The 20,452-nt window shown below is 68.4% G+C and carries 16 protein-coding genes; 14 read left to right on the forward strand and 2 right to left on the reverse strand.

The window, feature by feature from the left end; all coding sequences use genetic code 11:
* The first annotated feature begins 38 nt into the window (after positions 1-38).
* The 4 genes from ACK4I0_RS06910 to ACK4I0_RS06925 are packed head-to-tail and all read left to right on the forward strand — an operon-like array spanning position 39 to position 3,278.
* On the forward strand, positions 39-938 hold the full coding sequence (locus ACK4I0_RS06910) for a cytochrome c oxidase subunit 3 (RefSeq protein WP_409609323.1): 900 nt from the start codon (positions 39-41) through the stop codon (positions 936-938).
* Entirely contained in the window at positions 935-1,312 is a 378-nt protein-coding gene (locus ACK4I0_RS06915; RefSeq protein ID WP_409609325.1) for a DUF983 domain-containing protein, read from the forward strand. The genes ACK4I0_RS06910 and ACK4I0_RS06915 overlap by 4 nt, the downstream gene beginning before the upstream one ends.
* Complete coding sequence (locus tag ACK4I0_RS06920; protein WP_409609327.1) at positions 1,309-2,019, forward strand: SURF1 family protein; 711 nt, start codon at positions 1,309-1,311, stop codon at positions 2,017-2,019. The genes ACK4I0_RS06915 and ACK4I0_RS06920 overlap by 4 nt, the downstream gene beginning before the upstream one ends.
* Complete coding sequence (locus tag ACK4I0_RS06925; protein ID WP_409609329.1) at positions 2,016-3,278, forward strand: M16 family metallopeptidase; 1,263 nt, start codon at positions 2,016-2,018, stop codon at positions 3,276-3,278. The genes ACK4I0_RS06920 and ACK4I0_RS06925 overlap by 4 nt, the downstream gene beginning before the upstream one ends.
* On the opposite strand, the gene ligD is transcribed toward ACK4I0_RS06925, so the two are convergent.
* Positions 3,275-5,821, reverse strand: a complete 2,547-nt coding sequence (gene ligD, locus ACK4I0_RS06930; RefSeq protein ID WP_409609331.1) for a DNA ligase D — start codon at positions 5,819-5,821, stop codon at positions 3,275-3,277. The two genes, ACK4I0_RS06925 and ligD, sit on opposite strands and share 4 nt — an antisense overlap.
* A 118-nt stretch (positions 5,822-5,939) precedes the next feature.
* Here ligD and ACK4I0_RS06935 point away from each other — a divergent pair, with 118 nt between their 5' ends.
* Genes ACK4I0_RS06935 through ACK4I0_RS06945 form a run of 3 tightly spaced genes read left to right on the forward strand, consistent with a single transcriptional unit; the run spans position 5,940 to position 10,967 of the window.
* Positions 5,940-8,342, forward strand: coding sequence for a membrane-bound PQQ-dependent dehydrogenase, glucose/quinate/shikimate family (locus ACK4I0_RS06935; RefSeq protein WP_409609333.1), 2,403 nt, complete (start codon positions 5,940-5,942; stop codon positions 8,340-8,342).
* A gap of 59 nt (positions 8,343-8,401) precedes the next feature.
* Positions 8,402-9,673, forward strand: coding sequence for a S41 family peptidase (locus tag ACK4I0_RS06940; RefSeq protein WP_409609335.1), 1,272 nt, complete (start codon positions 8,402-8,404; stop codon positions 9,671-9,673).
* A 31-nt stretch (positions 9,674-9,704) separates the two neighbouring features.
* Positions 9,705-10,967, forward strand: coding sequence for a S41 family peptidase (locus ACK4I0_RS06945; protein WP_409609337.1), 1,263 nt, complete (start codon positions 9,705-9,707; stop codon positions 10,965-10,967).
* Here the strand turns inward: ACK4I0_RS06945 and ACK4I0_RS06950 are convergent.
* Positions 10,943-13,228: an ATP-binding protein gene (locus ACK4I0_RS06950; RefSeq protein ID WP_409609339.1), complete on the reverse strand. Its 2,286-nt coding sequence runs from the start codon at positions 13,226-13,228 to the stop codon at positions 10,943-10,945. The two genes, ACK4I0_RS06945 and ACK4I0_RS06950, sit on opposite strands and share 25 nt — an antisense overlap.
* A gap of 188 nt (positions 13,229-13,416) precedes the next feature.
* On the opposite strand from ACK4I0_RS06950, the gene ACK4I0_RS06955 reads away from it, so the two are divergent.
* The 7 genes from ACK4I0_RS06955 to ACK4I0_RS06985 all read left to right on the forward strand — a co-directional run bounded on the left by ACK4I0_RS06955 (position 13,417) and on the right by ACK4I0_RS06985 (position 20,423).
* Positions 13,417-14,826, forward strand: a complete 1,410-nt coding sequence (locus ACK4I0_RS06955; protein ID WP_409609341.1) for a sensor histidine kinase — start codon at positions 13,417-13,419, stop codon at positions 14,824-14,826.
* Between the two features lie 120 nt (positions 14,827-14,946).
* Positions 14,947-16,377 carry a phosphate ABC transporter permease subunit PstC gene (gene pstC, locus ACK4I0_RS06960; protein ID WP_409609343.1) on the forward strand — a complete coding sequence of 477 codons (1,431 nt, stop codon included), beginning with the start codon at positions 14,947-14,949 and terminating at the stop codon, positions 16,375-16,377.
* On the forward strand, positions 16,370-17,665 hold the full coding sequence (pstA, locus tag ACK4I0_RS06965) for a phosphate ABC transporter permease PstA (RefSeq protein ID WP_409609345.1): 1,296 nt from the start codon (positions 16,370-16,372) through the stop codon (positions 17,663-17,665). Before pstC ends, pstA begins: the two co-directional genes overlap by 8 nt.
* Before the next feature lie 4 nt (positions 17,666-17,669).
* Positions 17,670-18,623 carry a phosphate ABC transporter ATP-binding protein PstB gene (pstB, locus tag ACK4I0_RS06970; RefSeq protein WP_409609347.1) on the forward strand — a complete coding sequence of 318 codons (954 nt, stop codon included), beginning with the start codon at positions 17,670-17,672 and terminating at the stop codon, positions 18,621-18,623.
* Between the two features lie 10 nt (positions 18,624-18,633).
* Entirely contained in the window at positions 18,634-19,368 is a 735-nt protein-coding gene (phoU, locus tag ACK4I0_RS06975; protein WP_135064884.1) for a phosphate signaling complex protein PhoU, read from the forward strand.
* A gap of 28 nt (positions 19,369-19,396) precedes the next feature.
* Complete coding sequence (phoB, locus tag ACK4I0_RS06980) at positions 19,397-20,086, forward strand: phosphate regulon transcriptional regulator PhoB (RefSeq protein ID WP_409609350.1); 690 nt, start codon at positions 19,397-19,399, stop codon at positions 20,084-20,086.
* 67 nt (positions 20,087-20,153) lie between these two features.
* Positions 20,154-20,423, forward strand: a complete 270-nt coding sequence (locus ACK4I0_RS06985; protein ID WP_409609352.1) for an aa3-type cytochrome c oxidase subunit IV — start codon at positions 20,154-20,156, stop codon at positions 20,421-20,423.
* Positions 20,424-20,452 lie beyond the last annotated feature (29 nt).

Raw genomic sequence — 20,452 nt, forward strand, 5'->3', positions numbered from 1 at the left:
ACTGAACCGACTCTCGCGTATCCAAGAGAAGACCCTCGATGGCCCACGCCGCTCCGCACCACGACTACCACCTGGTCAACCCCAGCCCCTGGCCCCTGGTCAGCTCGGCCGCCGTCACGATCATGATGATCGGAGCGGTCGTCTGGATGAAGGGTTTGGTCAGCGCCGACGCCGAGGGCCTGGCGGTCCTGCTGGCCAAGGGTGACAAGGCGCTGTTCTTCGCCGGCCTGGCGGGCGTTCTGGTGTCGATGTTCGGCTGGTGGGCCGACGTCATCAAGGAAAGCCGCGCCGGCGACCACACCCCGGTCGTGTCGTTGGGCCTGCGCTACGGCATGGTGCTTTTCATCGCTTCGGAAGTGATGTTCTTCGCCGCCTTCTTCTGGATGTTCTTCGATATGACCCTGTTCGCGGATTCGCGGACGCTGATCCCGGAAGTCGGCACCTGGGCCGACACCGCCGCCGCCTGGTCGACCTGGCCGCCCGCCGGCGTCGAGGTTCTGGACCCCTGGCACCTGCCGCTGCTGAACACCGTCACCCTGCTGCTGTCGGGCTGCACCGTGACCTGGGCTCACCACGCGCTTCAAGTCGGCAACCGCAAGGAAGCCAAGATCGGCCTGGCCCTGACGGTCGTGCTCGGTGTCTTCTTCACCTGCGTTCAGGTGTACGAATATTATCACATCCTGCACGAAGACCTGTTCTTCAACGACGCCGCGATCAACTCGGGCCTGTACGGTTCGATCTTCTTCATGGCGACGGGCTTCCACGGCTTCCACGTCCTGATCGGCACCATCTTCCTGATCGTCTGCCTGCTGCGCCTGCTGGCCGGCCAGATGAGCCCCGAGAAGCATTTCGGCTTCGAGGCGGCGGCCTGGTACTGGCACTTCGTGGACGTGGTCTGGCTGTTCCTGTTCGCCTTTGTCTACGTCGTCTTCGGTTGATCCCAACCGAGCCTGAGACGTCCCAACCGGCGCGGATCGATCCGATCCGCGCCGGTCTGCTTTGTCGGTGTCCCAACTGCGGGCGAGGGCCGCTGTTCGCGGGCTTTCTGAAGGTGGTTGAGCGCTGCGAGGCGTGCGGGTTTGACTTCAGCCGCATGAACACCGGCGACGGCGCGGCGGTCTTCATCATGCAGATCGCTGGCGGCTTGGTCGTGTTCTCGGCGCTCGCGGTGCAGATCGCCTATGATCCGCCCATATGGCTCATGCTGCTGGTGACCCTGCCGTTGGTAGGCGCGCTGTCGCTGGGCCTGATGCGGCCCGGCAAGGGGCTGATGATCGCCTTGCAGATGAGGAACGGGACGAACGGACAATGAAGCGCTTTCCCTGGGGTCTGACCGCCGCGACGGCCGTCCTTCTGGCGGTGCTGATTTCGCTGGGGGTCTGGCAGGCCCAGCGCATGGGCTGGAAGAACGGCCTGATCGCTCAAGCCGAAGCTGCGGCGGCCCGTCCGGCCCAGCCGATCGAGACCGTGCTGGCCGAAGGCGGCGACCTGGACTTCCGCAAGGTGGTGCTGGCCTGCCCCGGCCTGGCCTCGGCCCCCTATGTCGAGCTGCAGACCATCCTGGACGGGGAGGCGGGCGTGCGGCTGATCTCGGCGTGCCGTCCGGCCGGCGTGACCCAGGCCTTCCTGATCGACCGGGGTTTCGTGTCCGATTCGGTGACGACGCGCCCGCAGGTCGAACCCTCGACCCTGCCGACGGCCTTCGTCGGCCAGCTGCGCCACGCGCCGGATGCGCCCGCCATGGCGCCGCCCCCGTCCAACGGCCGGTTCTATGCGCGTGACGAGGCGGCGATGGCCGCGGCCCTGGAGGTTCAGGGACCGGTGTCTGACCTGCTGATCTTTGCCGAGACGCCGACGAACCCTGAGCTGGCGGCGCTGCGGCCCGTTTCGCCGCCCGCGGCCTTTTCGAACAACCATCTCGGCTATGCGGTGACCTGGTTCGGCCTGGCCCTCGTTCTGGCCGGCTTCTACGTCGCGATGGTGATGCGGCGGTTCAGAAAGGCGCCCGATCAGGTATGAGCCGGGCGCATTCACTTTCCAACGGCGTGCGGGTCGTGGCCGATCCCATGCCGGGCCTCAAGAGCTTTGCCCTGGTCGCCGCCGTGCGCGGCGGCTCGCGCTGGGAAAGCGAGAGCCAGTCCGGCTGGTCGCACCTGCTCGAGCATCTGGTGTTCAAGGGCGCGGGCGACATGTCGGCGCGCGAGATCGTCGAGCGGATCGAGGCCGAGGGCGGCTCGATCAACGCCGCAACCGGCTATGAACGCACCAGCTTCGAAGTGCGCGGCATGGCCGAGGCCCTGCCTCGCGCGGTGCAGGTGGTGTCGGATCTGATGCTGCGGCCCCGGTTGGATCCCGCCGAAATCGAGCGCGAAAAGGACGTGGTCGCCCAGGAGATCGCCGAGGCTTTCGACACGCCTGACGACCACGTCTTCGAGATGGCGCAGACCCGCGCGTTCCAGGGCCAGTCGCTGGGCCGCCCGATCTTGGGCTCGGTGGCCTCTCTGGCGCCTGCCGACAAGTCCAGCATGGAAGTCTGGCGCGCCAGCCTGTACGCGCCCGAGCGCATGGTCCTGGCCGTCTCCGGGGCGGTGGACGAGGATAGTCTGCTGGACCTGGCTGAACAGGCCTTCGGCTCGGCGCGGACCGGGCCCGGCGCCGAGCCTGAGCCGGCGCGCTTCGTCGGCGGCCATACGAAGCTGGCCCGCCGGATCGAACAGGCTAATCTCGTATTTCAGCTGCCGTCGCTGTCGGCAGTCGACCCGGACCTGCCGGCCCTGCGGCTGGCGGTCGAAATCCTGGGAGGAGGCATGGCTTCGCGCCTGTTTCAGAGCGCGCGCGAAGAGCGCGGCCTGGCCTACGCCATCGACGCCTATCACGAACCCTATGAGGACGGCGGTCTGCTGGGCGTCTATGCGGGCGCGGCGGCGGACCGGGCCGTCGAGCTGGCCGAGGTTTGCGCCGCCGAAATCCGCACGCTCGCCGACGAGGGCCCGACCCCGGCCGAACTGGATCGCGCCCGCGCGGTCCAGACCGCCGGTTTGTGGATGGCCGAGGAATCGCCCATGGCCCGCGCCGGTCGTGTGGCGGTCCAGACCCTGATCCACGGCGCGCCTCTGTCGCCGCAGGAGCAGGCAGCGCAAGTCGCGGCCGTTACGGGCGAGGACGTCCGACAGGCGCTGCGCCGTGTTCTGGCCTCGGGCCGCACCGCCAGCGCGGCCTTGGGCCCAAAGGCCGCCGGCCGGGCGGGCGAGGCCTTCGAACGCGCGCTGTTCGGCTAGAGCATCACTTTAAGTGCAGGCCTCAGGCTGGCCTCGGCCTTGCGGAAATCCTTCCATGGATCCGGCTTTTTCAGCAGCGTCGCCGCGTCGCGCAGGGTGAAGGCGGCGGGGTCGAGCCCCTTCTTCACCTGACCCCAGGACAGCGGGAAGGCGACGCCGGCGCCCGGCCGGGCGCGGGGCGACCAGGGTGCGACCGCCGTCGCCATGCGGCCGTTGCGCAGATAGTCCAGGAAGATTTTCCCGCCGCGCGCCTTCTTGGCGAGGGTCGTCGTGAACCGGTCGGGGTGTTCGGTCTTGAGCGCCTCGGACACCGCCTTGGCGAAGGCCTTGGCCTGATCCCATTCGACACGGCTTCGTCCGTCGGACTTGATGGGTACGACGACGTGCAGACCCTTGCCGCCGGTCGTCTTGACGAAGGGCGTCAGGCCCAGTTCCTCCAGGCGTGGCTTAAGCAGGCGGGCCGCCGCGATGACATCGTCGAAGTTCAGGCCTTCGTCGGGGTCCAGATCGAAGGTGATCTGGTCCGGCGTCTCGGGATCGCCCGGTCGGCAGCCCCACGGGTGAAGCTCCAGCCCGCCGGACTGTCCGATGGCGACCAGGCCGCCGACATCGACCACGCCGACGTAGGGTTTGCGCTCCTTCACGTCGATCAGCTTCAGACGCGGGCTGTGGCCAGCCATGGCGTGGCGCTGGAAGAAGGTCTCGCCCTCGATACCCTCCGGCGCGCGGATGATGGACACCGGCCGGTCGGCGACGTGCGGCAGGATGCGGTCGGCCGCCATCTCGTAGTAGCGCGCCAGATCGGCCTTGGTGACGGCCGGCCGGCCGTCGCGCGCGGGCCACAGCACCTTGTCGGGACTGGAGATCGTCACGCCCGCCACCACGACCTTGTCCTTGCCGCGCGCCTTCGCCTTCGGAAGGGAGGCCGTGGTCGACGCCGGGGCCTGAGGCTCTGCGGTCACCTCCTTGGCGGGCTTGTCCTCGCGCAGGCCCTTGAAGGCGGCCTGGCGGACGGAGCCGCCCTCGGTGACGCCCGCATGTTCGATCTCGGCCACCAGGACGGGCTTGAGCCAATGGATGTCGCGCCCGCCCTTGGGTGCGCCGGCGCCGACAAAGGGGCTCTTGTTCGCGCCCTGCGCCTTGAGCGCGGGGACCAGGGTCTTGAGCAGGGCTTGGGAATAGCCTGTCCCGACGCGACCCATATAGCGCAGGCCGCCCTTGTCCTTTACCCCGACCAGAAGCGACCGGAACCGCGCGCCCCCCTCGGACGACCAGCCGCCGATGACCACCTCGTCACGCCCCCGGCATTTCGACTTGACCCAGGTCGAAGACCGGCCGGCGGCGTAGGGCGCGTCCAGCTTCTTGGAGATGACCCCTTCCAGGTCCATGCGGCAGGCGCTTTTAAGCACCGCCTCGCCGGACGAGGCGAAATGGTCGACGAACCGCAGTTTCGGGCCGGACTTGCCCACCCGATCGACATAGGCCTGAAGCCGCGCCTTGCGATGCGACAGGGGCAGGGCGCGCAAATCCTCGGAGCCCTCGAACAGCAGATCGAAAGCGAAATAGATCAGGCCGTCCGTCTTCCCGTCTGAGATCGCCGTCTGCAGGGCCGAGAAGTCGGGCATATGGTCGTCGTCCAGCGCGCAAAGCTCGCCGTCGATCACGGCGTCGGGCCAGGCGGCCGCCTGTTCCGCCAGGGCCGAGAAGCGATCGGTCCAGTCCAGGCCATTGCGCGTGCGCAGGGTCGCCTTGCCGCCGCCGGGCGAGATCTGGATGCGGTAGCCGTCGAACTTGATCTCGTGCACCCAGCCCGCCGCGCCGGGCGGATGGTCCACGACCTTGGCGAACTGGATCGGCACAAAGGCGTGCGGCTTGCGGGCGGTGGACGTCTGAGCCTTGGACGGTTTCGGCTTGGGCGGCGCCTTGCGGCCCGTCGGCTTGGATGCGGTCCACTGTTTGGAGCCGTCCGCGATCTCGGCCAGGCTTCGGCCGGTCGTCACCGAGGCGTCGATCTCGGCCAGGGCGTCGCCTTCGCCCTCCACGGCGTGTTCGTCCTTTTCCTTGATGAGCAGCCAGTTGGAGCGCTTTGACGGCTTGCCGCGATCGGACTTGAGGCGGATCAGCGCCCAGCCTCCCTTCAGCCGTTCGCCATCCAGCGTCAGCTTCAGCACGCCCTTCTTGAAGGCGGCGTCCAGGTCCTCGTCCTGGGGCGTCCAGCGCCCTTCGTCCCACATCTGCACCGTGCCGGCGCCGTAGTTGCCGGAAGGGATGGTGCCTTCGAAGCCGCCGTAGTCGAGCGGATGATCCTCGACCTCGACCGCGAGACGTTTGACAGCGGGATCGCGGGACGGGGCCTTGGTCACGGCCCAGGATTTCAGCACGCCATCGTGCTCGATGCGGAAGTCGTAGTGCAGACGCGTGGCCGCGTGGCGCTGGATCAGATAGCGCAGCGCATTCGGCTTGCCGCGCGCCTTCCTGCCCTTCGGCTCGGGCGTGGCCGCGAAGTTCCGCTTCTTCTGATAGGTTTCGAGTTCACCATGCATGGCGGCTGAACGCGCGACGCGGCGAATCGGCCAGGCCCAGGAAAATGCGTCTGCGTCGGAACGCACGTCGGACCGCCGCATTGCGTGCAATGGCGGAGCGTTTGCGGAGGGGAAGGCCATGTCGTCCATAGAGCGGGGCAGGGGACCGGGCAGTGTCCTGGTTCGACTGCTGGGGGTGGTGATCGCCCTCATCGGCCTGGTGCTGACGGTCGGCGGCGGAATGCTGATCGCGGCCGGCGGCTCGTCCTATTACATCGTGACTGGCTTGTTGATGGTGATCTCGGGCGCGCTGCTGGCGGCGCTGAAGCCGTCGGGCGCCTGGCTCTACATCCTGATTTTCATCGGCACCCTGGCCTGGGCCTTCTGGGAAGTCGGCTTGAACGGTTGGGCCCTGGTGCCGCGCGTGGTCGCGCCGCTGGTTCTGCTGGTGTTCGTGGTGCTGAGCTTCCCAGCGGTGAAGCGCGATGGGGGCGGCGGCAAGCTCGCCTTCGGCGGGCTGGCGGCGATCGTCGTGCTGGGCCTTGTCGGCGGGTTCGCCGTGGCCCAGGCGAACCGCCATCCGGTCATGAGCCCGGTCCCGGGCGCCGGCGCAGGCGGTGCGGGCGATCCCGCCGAGGCGCGGACCGGCGCGGACTGGCCGGCCTATGGCGGCGCCACGAGCGCCCAGCGCTATTCGCCGCTCGCCGCCATCACCAAGGCCAATGTGAGCCAACTGGAACGCGCCTGGACCTTTCGCACGGGCGACCTGCCGGGCGAGCGATTCGGGGCCGAGACGACGCCGCTGAAGATCGGCGACACCCTGTATCTCTGCTCGGGCCGCAACCTGCTGTTCGCCCTGGACGCCGTCACCGGTCAGCAGAAGTGGACCTATGATCCGCAGGTTGCGGACGAGCAGATCCCCTACACCGCCGCTTGTCGGGGCGTGACCTATCACGCGACGGCCAACGCCGATCCGGCCCAGCCGTGCGCCGCCAAGGTGATCGAAGGCACGCTGGACGGCCGCATCATCGCCGTGGACGCCGCCACCGGCCGCCCATGCCCGAACTTCGGGACCAATGGCGCGGTCAGCATCAAGACGGGCATGGGCGATCCCTTCCCGGGCATGGTCTCCATCACCTCGCCGCCGGTCGTGGTGCGCGGTGTGATCGTGACGGGCCATCAGGTGCTGGACGGGCAGCGTCGCTGGAACGCCTCGGGCGTGATCCAGGGCTTCGATGTCGAGACCGGCGCGCTGCGCTTCGCCTGGGACATGATGCGGCCCGATCTGACCGGCCTGCCGCCCGAAGGTCAGACCTATACGCCCGGCACGCCGAACATGTGGACCATGGCGACGGGCGACGAGGCGCTTGGCCTGGTCTATCTGCCGATGGGCAACTCGTCTGCGGACTACTATTCGGGCCTGCGTCGGCCGGCCGAGAACGAATATTCGACCGCCCTGGTGGCGCTGGACGTGACCACGGGCAAGCCGCGCTGGCACTTCCAGACGGTTCACAAGGACGTCTGGGACTACGATCTGGGATCGCAGGCGACGCTCGTGGACATGCCGACGTCCGGCGGCGTGGTTCCGGCGGTGATCCTGCCGTCGAAACAGGGTGACATCTACATTCTGGACCGCCGAACCGGACAGCCGCTGCACGGCGTCGAAGAGCGGCCTGTGGCTCAGGGCGGGGTGGAGCCGTCGGAACGCACGCCGACCCAGCCGTTCTCGCTGTTCCACACCCTGCGCAAGCCTGACCTGACCGAGCGCGACATGTGGGGCATGTCGCCTATCGACCAGATGTTCTGCCGCATCCAGTTCAAGCGCGCGGCCTATCAGGGCTATTTCACCCCGCCGACGGCTGACCGGTACTGGATCCAGTATCCGGGCTACAACGGCGGTTCGGACTGGGGCGGCATCGCCGTCGATCCGACGCGCGGCGTGATCGTGGCCAACTACAACGACATGCCCAACCACAACCGGCTGGTCCCGCGCGCAGAGGCCGACCGCCGGGGCTGGTTCCCCCGAGACGACCCGCGCTATCAGGCCAAGGGCGGCGCCGAGGGCGCGGGCGATCCGCAGATCGGCGTGCCCTACGCCATCGACGTCAACGCCGGCTGGCGCGTGCCCTTCACGGGTCTGCTGTGCAAGCAGCCGCCCTATGGCGGCATCCGGGCGCTGGATTTGCGCACCGGCCGGACCTTCTGGGATCGTCCGTTCGGCACGGCGCGCAAGAACGGTCCGTTCGGCATCCCATCGATGCTGCCGGTCGAGATCGGCACGCCGAATAATGGCGGGGCCGTGGTCACGGCCGGCGGGCTGATCTTCATCGCGGCGGCCACCGACGACCTGATCCGCGCCATCGACATCGAGACGGGCGAAACGGTGTGGTCCGATGTCTTGCCGGCGGGCGGCCAGGCCAATCCGATGATCTATGAGCAGAATGGCCGCGAATATCTGGTCATCATGGCGGGCGGCCATCACTTCATGGAGACGCCGGAGGGCGACTACGTCATCGCCTACGCCCTGCCGCAAAGGGGATAGGCGGCATTGGCCGCGAATTCGTGATTTGTGGACGCCGTCAGGCCGTTTCTAATGCGGGCATGACCTTATCGACCGCATACCGAAGCCTGTTGCCGGCGATCGCCATCCTGGCGCTTGTCAGCGTGGGGCCGGCCGCTTCGCCGGTCCAGGCCCGTGAAGGTGTTGCCGCCGCGCCCTCGGCGGAACGGGCGCGGATGAACCAGCAGGTGTTCGATCGCATCTGGAACGAGGTGCGGCGGGACTACTATGATCCGCGCCTGCACGGTGTGGACTGGCGAGCAGCGCGGGCGACCTATCGGCCTCAGGCTCTGGCGGCGAGCGATGACCGCCAACTCTACGAAGTCCTTGGGCGCATGCTGGACCTGTTGGACGACGACCATGCCGGAGCGCTGCCGCCGGCCGGAGTGGCGCGGACCGACCTTTACGCCAGCCGGGCGGTCATGGGCGTCACCATCGCCCGAGAACGCGCCGACGGCGGCCACGTCTATCGCATAGAACGGGTGCGGGAAGGGTCACCCGCCGCCGTAGCGGGCGTCCAACTGGGGTGGCGGGTGGACGCGATCAATGGGCGGCCGTGGGGCGCCGACGTTCGAATACAGGATGGCGAGCCCGTGCGGCTGGACCTTACCGACGAGGAGGGCGGGGCGCACATCGTCGATCTGACGCCCCGCGTGATGCCGCCGCCGCCGCTGTTTGTCGCTGATCGGACCCGGCCGGGGGTGGTGGTGCTGCGCATCGCGGCTTTCGAAAGGGGGTTGGGCGACTGGCTGGGCGAGCAGCTGGCGCAGACGCCTGCGGGGACGGACGTGGTGCTTGATCTGAGGGGTAATCCCGGTGGCCTGCTGATGGAGGCCGACGCGGTGCTGTCGTGCTTCCTGCCCCGGCACCGCGAATGGGCGACCCGCACCGGACGGTCCGGACGGGCAGTGGTGCTGCGCACGGTCGCGGGTTGCGGCGTGCTGGAGGGGCCGGTCGACCACGAGGTCGCGGTCCTGGTCGATCGCACCAGCCGCAGTGCGGCGGAACTGACGCCAGCCGCCTTGCAGGAGGCCGGGCGCGCCGTCGTGTTGGGGGAGCGAACAGCCGGCGCCGTCCTGATCTCCCAAGACACGCCGCTGCCGGACGGCGGGCGGCTGACGCTCAGCCGGGCGGACTTCGTCACGCGCGGCGGGGTGCGGCTGGAGAAGCGCGGCGTGCTGCCCGATCTCGAGGTCGCCGCGACCTGGGCCGACCGGCGCGAGGGGCGCGATCCGGCCCTGGACCTGGCCCTGCGTACCTTGGCGGCCGAACGGAGCGAGCGCGCCTCGACAGCGGCGGCGCGCGGTCTCTAGGATCGCTCCCAGCCGCGAGGGGACCGCCTGAATGATCGCCAGCCTGCGCCGCCTTGCCCTTGCCTTCGTATTGGCCGGCCTGGCCGCCTGCCAGACCCTGCCTGCGGTCAACGAAAACCGCGTGCCGGAAGTCGTGACATTGCAGGACGGTTCCGCGGAACGGGCGGCGATGAACGCCCGCGTCTTCGACGTCTCCGTCGATCTGGTCGCGCGACGTTTTTACGACCGAACCTACAATGGGGTGGATTTTCGCGCCGAGGCGGCCGCACGTCGAGCGGAGGCTCTGGCTCAGCCAAACGAGGCGGGTTTCTACCGCGCCTTGAACGAAACGCTGAGGCTGCTGGACGATCGACACACGGTCGCTGTTCGCCCCAGCGTGAACAGGCTGCGCGCCCAAGCCCGGCTCGAGGAGGCGCGCGTCTTCGGCATGACCCTGGCGCTGGCGGTCCACTCCGAAACAGACGAGCGGCGCTATTTCGTGACGCGCGTTCGGCAGGACGGACCAGCCGCGGACGCCGGTGTCAAGGCGGGCTGGCGGATCGCGACGGTCGACGGTGAGCCGTTCGACGGGACCATCAGCTACGCCGGTCAGCTCCGCCGCTTCGAATTCCTCGACGCCGACGGGGGCGAACACGAGGTCGAGATGGAGGCGCGGCCGCTGCCTCGTGAAGTGGGCGTGGCCGAGCGGCGCGAGGACGGTGTGCTGGTGCTGCATTTCAGCACCTTCGACGCGGCGTCGCGCGATTGGATGCTGGCCCGGCTGGCCGAGGCGCAGGCCGATCCGCCGCGCGCCGTGATCGTGGACCTGCGCGGCAACAGCGGCGGCCGGGTGGACGCCACCGCCGCCATTCTGGGGGCCTTCTTCGAGCGGCGCGTCCGCTTCGCCTACTACAATCTGGGGCCCGTGCCGCGCGTCGCCCGACAAACCCGGAGCGCGCGGACGCCCTGGACCGGGGCGGCGGCGGTCTTGCAGTCCGACCTGTCGGGCAGCGCTTCCGAGGTCTTCGCCGCCGCCTTCCAGGAATACGATCGGGGGCCGGTCGTCGGCCAGGTCTCAGCCGGCGCCGTGGTCGGTTCAGTAGCCTATCAGCTGCCGGACGGGGGATTGCTGCGGGTCGGGGTCAGCGAGTTCCGCACCGGGTCGGGCGCTGTGCTGGAAAAGCAGGGCGTGACGCCCGACCTCGCGGTGACGCCGACCTATGACGACGTGGCCAATGGGCGCGACGTGGTGTTGGAAGCGGCGGTGCGCGCCGTTCTGGGCGACGAAGGTCAGGCCGCTTCCGCCACGCGCTGAGGCAGGGTCTGTAGAAGGCCAAGCAGATCTTCGGCGCTGAAGGGCTTGGACAGATGATGGTCCGCGCCAGCCGATCGGCCTGCCTCGACATGTTCGGGCAGGGCGTTGGCGGTCAGCATGACGATGCAGGGACGCTGACCTCCCGTTTCGGCTGCGTGACGCCGGATTTCGCGCGTCGCCGTCAGTCCGTCCATGCCGGGCATCTGCATATCCATCAGGACCAGGTCGAAGTCTTCACGGCGGTAGGCCTCAAGCGCCTCATGCCCATCGCATACAGACACCAGATCCACCCCGGCGCCCTGGAGCATCAGTTCGACGACGCGGCGGTTGACCGGATGGTCGTCGGCCGAAAGCACTCGCAGGCGCGACGCGGCTTGCTGCGGCTCGTCCTTTTGGCCGGCGCGGGGCGTGGCGACATGGGGCGCATCGACGGTCTCGACCGGCAGGGTCAGGATGAAGGCCGACCCGCCGCCCGGTTCGCTTTCGCAGTCCAGCGACCCACCCATGAGTTCGGTCAGCTGGCTGCAGATGGCCAACCCCAGGCCGGAGCCGCCGAACCGCCGGGTGATGGCGCCGTCGGCCTGCTCGAAACGGCTGAAAAGGCGCTGCCGCGTCTCTTCGTCGAAGCCGATGCCGGTGTCCTGCACCGTAAAGCGCAAGGTCGTGCGGCCTCCGACCGGCGCGGCCGGCTCGACCGTAAGGCTGACCAGTCCCTCGCCCGTGAACTTGACCGCGTTCGACACCAGATTGGTCAGAACTTGCTTGAGGCGCACCACGTCGCCGCGCACCCACACCTCGGCCTCCGGCGCCACGTCGAGCAGGAATTTGAGACCTTTGTCGCGGGCCGCGTCGGCGTAGAGCCAGCCTGCCTCACGCACCGCCTCGCCCAGGTCGAAATCTTCCGCGGTGAGGGTCAGCCGACCGGATTCGACCCGCGCCAGATCCAGGATGTCGCTGAGCAGCGCCTGCAATGTGCGGCTGGAGGACTGGATCAGCTCCAACATCCGCCGCTGCTCTTCGTCCAACTCGGTCCGGGCCAAGACCTGAGACAGACCGATGACGCCGTTCAGGGGCGTTCGGATTTCGTGGCTCATGTTCGCCAGGAACTGGCTCTTCGCGCGGTTGGCGTCTTCGGCGGCGTCGCGCGCTTCGGCCAGGGCCTGGGCGTCGCGCTTCATTTCGGTGATATCGCTGACGACCGTGACGATGCCGCCTTCCGCGGTGCGACGGTCCCGCACCCGCAGCCAGCGCCCGGTCGTCGTGTGCTGCTCCATGCTGTTCAGAACGGCGCGGCGCGCCAGCAGGCGCTCGGCGATCCACTCCTGCTCGCGGCCGCGCGCCTCGGCGTAGAGGTCCTGGCTGATACCGACCTCCAGCAGCTCACGGAAGGTCATGCCGGCGCGGAGTTGTCCCGCCACCTCGGGATTCACCTCGGCGTACCGCGCGTTCCACAGCACCAGCCGATCGTGGGCGTCATAGAAGCCTAGACCGTCCGGCATCGCCTCGACCGCTTCGCGGATCTGAGAGATGGCGCTGTGGCGCGACCAGTAGAACAGGCCGCCCAAGAACCCGCCGATCAGGATGATGACCGCCACCGCCGCCGTGACCCAGACCTGCATGGCGCCCGGCGACAGCGCGCGGGCGTCGAAGGGGGCCCCAACATCGAACACCACGTCGTGCGCCGGCATGATCAGAAAGTGAGCCGCCACGACGGCGCTGGTGGCCACCGCGGACGCCAGCAGCAGCCGGGCGACATTGCGGGCGTCGTTCAGCCAGCCCGCCGTGGCCGCCAGGGCGCAGGCCGCGACATAACCGAGGGCCACCTGTGGCCAGTCCCATTCGATGCGACCCTGAACCTGCAGGCCCGAAACGCTGACCACCACCATGGACGAAAAGAACAGGGCCCCGGCGCAGCCCGCCAGGGCCCGCCAGGGTCGGGTCTTGCCGCTGACCGAGATGACGAAGGTGACGATCGTCGAGCCGATCACCGTCAGATACGACAGAACCGTGAGCGCGACGTCGTAACGCACCGGGCTGGCGAAGGCGTAGCCCTGCATGGCGATGAAGTGGATCGTCCAGATGGCCAGGCTGCCGACGACCATGGCGCCCAGGCCCTTGATGCGGCGGCCCCGGTGCGGCCCCTTGCGCGCCTCGGCCAGCAGCTTGTAGGCCATGGTGACGCCCGCATAGCCGACGAGGATCGCCAACAGGACGAGCCGCCAGTCGTGATGCGTCAGAATTTCCTGTGGGCTGAAAGGCACGCGTTTCCCCGATCGTCCATCAGGATGGGCTCGATAGGTGAAAAAACCGTGGCGTCCGACCGCCGCCGGGCGTCAAATGTCACAAACGGCCGCCACAACCGGGGACGAACGCGCTGAAACCTCTTTCTGATCAGGCTGAAAAGACGGGCCCGGCGAGCGTTCGACCCTATCGCCGCGCGGATCGGAAAATGCCGTTTGACAGCACACAGTCTCCCGTCGCGCCTCAGGGAACGTCCCGGCTGTGGACGGCAGGCGCAACGGCGGGGGTCGCGGTCGGCGTCATGATCTTCGCGGCGGCCGCCGAGCCCGCAGCTGCGATCTGGCTCGTTCCCGGCGCGGTCCTTGTGGCGCTTTCGGCCTGGGTTCTGAACAGACCGCGTGTCGAGGCTGCAGCCGTGGTCGAACCGGGACTGCTTGACGCTTCAGCCGTCAGCGCGCCCGCCGGATTGCTGGAAAGCGTGTTCGAGGCGGTGGACGATCCGATGCTCATCATCGCCGGCGACGAGGCGGACGATCTGGCCGGGCGACGGGTGGTGCTGGCCAATCGCGCGGCGCGCGATCTCTTTCGCATTCCAGCCACGGGCGCTCTGTTCCTCTCGGCTCTGCGTGATCCACGGATGCTGGAGGCGGTGGACGAGGCCCTGTTCGGCGAGATCGCTCAGAAGGTCGATTATGCGCCGGGCGGCGCCAAGGATCGGCGTTGGCGCGCTTCGACGGGGCCGCTGGGCGCCGCTGACGACAGCCGCCTGGCCCTGCTGGTTCTGCGCGACGAAACGGACGCGCGGCGCATGGAGATGATGCGGGTCGACTTTCTGGCCAACGCCAGCCACGAACTGCGCACGCCGCTGGCCTCGCTGAGCGGCTTCATCGAAACGCTGAAGGGCCACGCCAAGGACGATCCGGTCGCGCGCGACCGTTTCCTCGACATCATGGCCGTGCAGGCGGACCGCATGGGACGGCTGGTGGCGGATCTGCTGTCATTGAGCCGGATCGAGCTCAATGAACACATCCCGCCCTCGGGCCGCGTGCGCGTTGAGCGTGCGGCGAGCGACGTCGTGGACGCGGTCAGCGTTCTGCTGCGCGAGCGCGAGGTCAGCATCCGCGTTCAGGGCGGGGACGACGGGCGCGAAGTCGTGGGCGAGCGCGACGAGATCGTTCAGGTGATCCAGAACCTGATCGACAACGCCGTGAAATATTCGCCGGCCGGCGGCGAGGTCGATCTGACGCTGCGCGCAGGCCTCACTGGCGACGAGGCCGGCGGGTCCCGCTGGGACGGCGCGTCTAGGTTGTCGCTGGTCACGCCTGACCACGATGCCGCGGCCCGATATGTTTCCGTCACGGTGCGCGATCATGGGCCGGGGATGGCGCGCGAGCACCTGCCGCGCTTGACCGAGCGATTCTATCGCGTCGAAGGCCAGAAGAGCGGCGACAGGCAGGGGACCGGGCTCGGTCTGGCCATCGTCAAGCATATCGTGAACCGCCACGGCGGCGGGCTGATGGTCGAAAGCGTGAAGGGCGAAGGGGCCGCGTTCACCGCCTGGTTCCCCGCAGCCGGGGCTTCGCGCCAGTCCGCCGTCGTTGAGGAACCTGCGCTGTAACCGAACTGTCATGCAGCCGTCTTAATCCGCTGATGCATCGCAGGCAGTTTCCGCCGCGCCGGTCCGACCGGCGGTCCGGCGCCTGGGCGCCTCCAAGGAATAAGGCGCTCGCCTCTGCTCATGCTGTGGCTCGTTCTCGCCCTGCTGGTTCTGGTCGTCGCGGGCGCATACGCCGCCGGACGGGCTTTGGCCGTGCGTCGATCGGTCGGCGCGCGCCCGCACTCGCGCCCGAACCAGCATGCCGCCTACGCGCTGATCTGGGCGGCGGCTCCTGCGATCGCCCTCATGGTTCTGGGCGCGGTGACCGCCGGGCCGGTCACGCAGACGCTGATGCTGGAGGGCGCACCCGAAGCGGTGCAGAACCTTGACCCCTTCCGTCGCCAGGCCTTCATGGGCGACGCCCACCGGGTGGGGCAGGGGCTGGAAGCCCAGCAACTGTGGGAGCAGCCCTACGCCGAGCTGCTTCCGGCCGAGGGACGCCGCGCCCACCGCATAGAAGCGACGCTGTCATGGGGCGGAGCCGCGGCTGCCATCTTGGCGGCCATGCTGGGCGCCTTGTTCGCGCTGAGCCAGATCAAGGCGTCCATGCGCGCGCGCAATCGGGTTGAGGGCTGGATCGGCGGTCTGCTGTTCGCCTGTTCCGTCGTCGCCATCCTGACCACCCTGGGCATCATCGGGGCCCTTGCCTGGGATTCCTTGCGGTTCTTCCAGTCGGTCCCGCCCACCGACTTCCTGTTCGGCACGCAGTGGAGCCCGCAGACCGCGATCCGCGCGGATCAGGTCGGGTCCTCGGGCGCCTTCGGTGCCGTGCCGCTGTTCGCCGGCACCCTGTTGATCATGCTGATCGCCATGACGGTGGCCGCGCCCATCGGCCTGTTCTCGGCCATCTATCTGTCGGAATACGCCGGGCCGGTGACGCGCGCGGTGGTCAAGCCGGTGCTTGAGGTGCTCGCGGGGGTGCCGACCGTTGTCTACGGCTTCTTCGCCGCCCTGACGGTGGGGCCGGCCTTCCGGGCCTTCTTCAACGGCATTGGGGCTCAACTGGCCGGCGGCCCGCTGGACGGGCTGGGGCAGTATCTGATGCTGGTCCAGAACCAGATGGCGCTGGTGGCCGGGGCGGTCATGGGCATCATGCTGATCCCCTTCGTCAGCTCCCTGTCCGATGACATCCTGAACGCCGTGCCGCAGAGCCTGCGCGACGGCTCCTACGCTATGGGCGCGACCCAGTCGGAGACGGTCAAGCGGGTGCTGCTGCCCGCCGCCCTGCCGGGCATTTCGGGCGCCCTGCTGCTGGCCGTGTCGCGGGCCATCGGCGAGACGATGATCGTGACCATGGCGGCCGGCCTAGCCGCCCGCCTGACCTTCAATCCGCTGGACACGGTGACCACGGTCACGGTGCAGATCGTCACCCTGCTGACCGGCGACCAGGAGTTCAACAGTCCCAAGACGCTGGCCGCCTTCGGCCTGGGCCTGACGCTGTTCGTCGCCACCCTGGGGCTGAACCTGATCGCCCAGCGCATCGTGCAAAGGTATCGCGAACAGTATGACTGACGCCTCCGTCCCCACGCCCGCCGCCCAGGCGGAACGGCTGGGCCGGCTGGAAGCCGGTCTGAAGCGCCGTCACGCCCGCGAGGGCCGCTTCAAGCTGTACGGCCGGCTGGCGATCGCCTTCGCCATCGCCTTCCTGGTGATCCTGCTGGGCCGCATCGGACTGCAGGGCTATTCGGCCTTCACCGCCCACAGCGTCACTGTGCCCGTCTACATGGACACGACCCGCATCGACCGGGCCTATCCGGCCGGCACCAACTTCGAACTGCTGGTGGCCGAGCAGCAGCTGGCGCGCTGGGGCGTGGCCGACCCGGATGGATCGAACGCGGCGGCGCTGCGGTCGCTCTATTCCTCGGAGTTGAAGTTCGCGGCGGCCGAGCGCGTGTCGCGCAGCCCTGAATTGCTGGGCCGTCACACCCAGATCCGGGCTCCGCTGTCTGACGACGCGGACCTGTATTTCAAGGGCGAGATAAAGCGGTCGACGCCTGAGACCCAGCGCCGTCTCAGCGACCAGCAAATGGACTGGCTGGACCGGATGAAGGCCGAGAACGTGGTCCAGCGCCACTTCGCCACGGCCCTGTTCACCAATGGCGACTCGACCGAACCCGAGCTGGCCGGCGTGCTGGGCGCGGTGATCGGCTCGGCGCTGATGCTTCTGGTGACGGCCCTGATCGCCATTCCGCTGGGCGTCGGGGCGGCGATCTGGCTCGAGGAGTTCTCACCGCGCAACCGGATCACGGCCTTCATCGAGGTCAACATTAACAACCTCGCCGCCGTGCCGTCGATCGTCTACGGCCTGCTGGGCCTGGCGGTGTTCATCAACTTCATGCACCTGCCGCGCGCCAGCCCGTTGGTCGGGGGCCTGGTGCTGGCGCTGATGGCTCTGCCGACGTTGATCATCGCCACCCGTTCGTCTCTGAAGGCGGTGCCGCCGTCGATCCGCGAGGCGGCTCTGGCCATGGGCGCCAGCCGCACCCAGACCGTGTTCCAGCACGTCCTGCCTCTGGCCATGCCGGGCGTCATGACGGGCTCGATCATCTCCATGGCCCACGCCCTGGGCGAAACCGCGCCGCTGCTGCTGATCGGCATGGTCAGCTTCACCCCCGGCCTGCCGACTTCGATCGTCGAGCCGGCCGGCGCCCTGCCGTCGCTGGTCTATATCTGGGAGAACGCCTCGGAGCGGGCGTTCCACGAACGGACCGCGGCGGCCATCATCGTGCTGCTGGCCTTCATGGTGGTGATGAACGCGGCGGCCATACTTCTCAGGCGGCGCTTCGAGCGTCGGTGGTAAGAGCATGAACTTCAAGACCTTCAAGTCCGCGCAAGGCTCCGGCGGCGGGGCCGATCCGACCCAGGTTCCCCGCATGGGCGGCCAGGTGCTGCCCGCCGCCCAGCCCGAGGCCGGCCGCCCCGAAGAAATGCCGGCGCCCACCGCCGGCGAGCGCGGAATGCCCGCGCCAGAGGTCAAGACCCATGCCGGCCCGCCGCCCGGACCGGTTAAGATCGAGGCGCGCGGCGTGTCGGTTTTCTATGGGGACAAGCAGGCCCTGTTCGACGTCGACCTGGACATGCCCGACAAGGCGGTTACGGCGCTGATCGGTCCGTCTGGTTGCGGCAAGTCCACCTTCCTGCGGACCATGAACCGCATGAACGACACCATCGCCGGGGCCAAGGTGACGGGCCGGATCACCATGGACGGCGAGGACGTCAACGCCCGCTCGGTCGACCCGGTGCTTTTGCGCGCGCGGGTGGGCATGGTGTTCCAGAAGCCCAACCCGTTCCCGAAATCGATCTATGAGAACGTCGCCTACGGACCCAAGATCCACGGCCTGACCTCGACCAAGAGCGAGTTGGACGATGTGGTTCAAGGGGCGCTGAAGCGCGCCGGCCTGTGGGACGAGGTCGCCGACCGGCTGCAGGCCCCCGCCACGGCCCTGTCGGGCGGGCAGCAGCAGCGTCTGGTCATCGCCCGCGCCATCGCCGTCGAGCCGGAAGTGATCCTGATGGACGAGCCCTGCTCGGCGTTGGACCCCATCGCCACCGCGCGGATCGAGGAGCTGATCGACGAACTGCGCGAGAATTACTGCATCGTCATCGTCACCCACTCCATGGCCCAGGCCGCGCGGGTCAGCCAGCGCACCGCCTTCTTCCACATGGGCCGCCTGATCGAGATGGGCGACACTGAGGACATCTTCACCAACCCGCGCGAGCGCCGCACGCTCGACTACATCACCGGCCGCTTCGGCTAGGATCGCCCCCATGACCCAACACACCGTCAAGGCTTACGGCGACGAACTGAACCAACTGACCGCCGAGGTCGTGCGCCTGGGCGGCCTGGCCGAGGCTCAGGTCGCCGACGCCGTCGAATCCGTTGCGCGCCGCGATGTGGCCCTAGCCCGCGCGGTCATCGAGCGCGACCACAAGCTGGACGCCCTTCACCGTGACATCGAGCGCAAGGCCATCCGTCTGATCGCCCTGCGCCAGCCCGTGGCCTCTGACCTGCGCCGCACGCTGGGCTCGATGAAGCTGGCCGTGGACCTCGAACGCACGGGCGACCTGGCCTCCAACATCGCCAAGCGCAGCCTGGTGCTGGCCGATGGCGAGCCGATCCAGCCCCTGACCCGCTCGATCGAGCGCATGGGCCGGCTGGTGTCCAATCGTCTGCGTGAAGTGCTGGACGCCTACACGGCCTCGGAAGTGCAACGCGCCCTGTCGGTCTGGGCGTCGGACGACGAGGTGGACGAACACTACAACGCCCTGTTCCGCGAGCTGCTGACCTACATGATGGCGGACCCGCGCACGATCACGGCCTGCACGCACCTGCTGTTCATGGCCAAGAACCTGGAACGGATCGGCGACCACGCCACCAACATCGCCGAAAGCGTCCACTACGAAGTGGTCGGAGAAGAGATCCAGGGCGACCGCCCGCGCTTCACCCCGACGCCTGGCGTGGATTCGCCCACGCCGACCGTGCCTCAAATCCCTCAAGACTGACTTGGCCTGACCCGACCGGAGCCGACCTGTGCAGCCCTATATCCTGGTGATGGAAGACGAGGACGCGCTGTCGACGCTCCTCCAGTACAATCTCGAGAAGGAAGGCTACGACGTCGCCGTCGCCGCCGACGGAGAGGAGGGGCTGGTCCAGATCGACGAGCGCCTGCCCGATCTGGTCCTGCTGGACTGGATGCTGCCCAAGGTGTCGGGCATCGAGGTCTGCCGCCGCATCCGCGGCCGCGCCGAAACCCGCAACCTGCCGATCATCATGCTGACGGCGCGGGGCGAGGAGACCGACCGCGTGCGAGGGCTGGACACCGGCGCCGACGACTACATGACCAAGCCGTTCGCCATGACGGAGCTGACCGCGCGCATCCGCGCCGTTCTGCGCCGCATCCGGCCGGGCCTGGCGGACGACCGGATCACCCATGGCGACATCCTGATCGACCGCGTCTCGCACCGCGTGCGCCGTGCGGGACAGGAGGTGCACTTGGGCCCGACGGAGTTCCGCCTGCTGGATCACTTCATGCAGCATCCCGGCCGGGTCTTCAGCCGCGAGCAGCTGCTCGACGCGGTCTGGGGCTCGGACGTCTATGTCGAGGCGCGCACCGTGGACGTTCACGTCGGCCGCCTGCGCAAGGCGCTGAACGTCGGCGACGGCCCCAATCCGATCCGCACGGTGCGCTCGGCCGGCTACTCGCTGGATCTGGGTGCCTGAACCGGGCTTGAGCCCAGCGGCGAGGCCGCTATAAGGGCCGCCACCGCCTGACTCACGGAAGACGACCATGGCCGATCCGCACAACCCCGCCACTGCCGAAGCCGACGCTGACGCCGAGGCCTATCTGCGCGGTTCGATGGAGATCAACGAGCAGGTCTCGACCTTCGCCCTGTTCAACTTCCTGACCAAGTGGGGCTCGCTGTTCGTGGTGTGCCTGGTCCTGTTCGTGGCCGTGCTGATGAGCACGGGCGGCTTCATCGCCGCGCTGGGCACTTCGGTCGTGATCGGCGTGATCGGCTTCATCGTCCTGAAGTCGCGCAAGCCCAAGGCGCACTGATCAGCCGCTGACGGCCTGGGCGCTTTGAC

Source organism: Brevundimonas sp. (genome assembly GCF_046295775.1).
Lineage (GTDB): Bacteria > Pseudomonadota > Alphaproteobacteria > Caulobacterales > Caulobacteraceae > Brevundimonas.

Coding starts and splice junctions, on each gene's coding strand:
- ACK4I0_RS06910 (WP_409609323.1), top strand. CDS start 39: ATGGCCCACGCCGCTCCGCACCACGACTACCACCTGGTCAACCCCAGC.
- ACK4I0_RS06920 (WP_409609327.1), top strand. CDS start 1,309: ATGAAGCGCTTTCCCTGGGGTCTGACCGCCGCGACGGCCGTCCTTCTG.
- ACK4I0_RS06925 (WP_409609329.1), top strand. CDS start 2,016: ATGAGCCGGGCGCATTCACTTTCCAACGGCGTGCGGGTCGTGGCCGAT.
- ligD (WP_409609331.1), bottom strand. CDS start 5,821: ATGCATGGTGAACTCGAAACCTATCAGAAGAAGCGGAACTTCGCGGCC.
- ACK4I0_RS06935 (WP_409609333.1), top strand. CDS start 5,940: ATGTCGTCCATAGAGCGGGGCAGGGGACCGGGCAGTGTCCTGGTTCGA.
- ACK4I0_RS06940 (WP_409609335.1), top strand. CDS start 8,402: ATGACCTTATCGACCGCATACCGAAGCCTGTTGCCGGCGATCGCCATC.
- ACK4I0_RS06945 (WP_409609337.1), top strand. CDS start 9,705: ATGATCGCCAGCCTGCGCCGCCTTGCCCTTGCCTTCGTATTGGCCGGC.
- ACK4I0_RS06955 (WP_409609341.1), top strand. CDS start 13,417: ATGCCGTTTGACAGCACACAGTCTCCCGTCGCGCCTCAGGGAACGTCC.
- pstC (WP_409609343.1), top strand. CDS start 14,947: ATGCTGTGGCTCGTTCTCGCCCTGCTGGTTCTGGTCGTCGCGGGCGCA.
- pstA (WP_409609345.1), top strand. CDS start 16,370: ATGACTGACGCCTCCGTCCCCACGCCCGCCGCCCAGGCGGAACGGCTG.
- pstB (WP_409609347.1), top strand. CDS start 17,670: ATGAACTTCAAGACCTTCAAGTCCGCGCAAGGCTCCGGCGGCGGGGCC.
- phoU (WP_135064884.1), top strand. CDS start 18,634: ATGACCCAACACACCGTCAAGGCTTACGGCGACGAACTGAACCAACTG.
- ACK4I0_RS06985 (WP_409609352.1), top strand. CDS start 20,154: ATGGCCGATCCGCACAACCCCGCCACTGCCGAAGCCGACGCTGACGCC.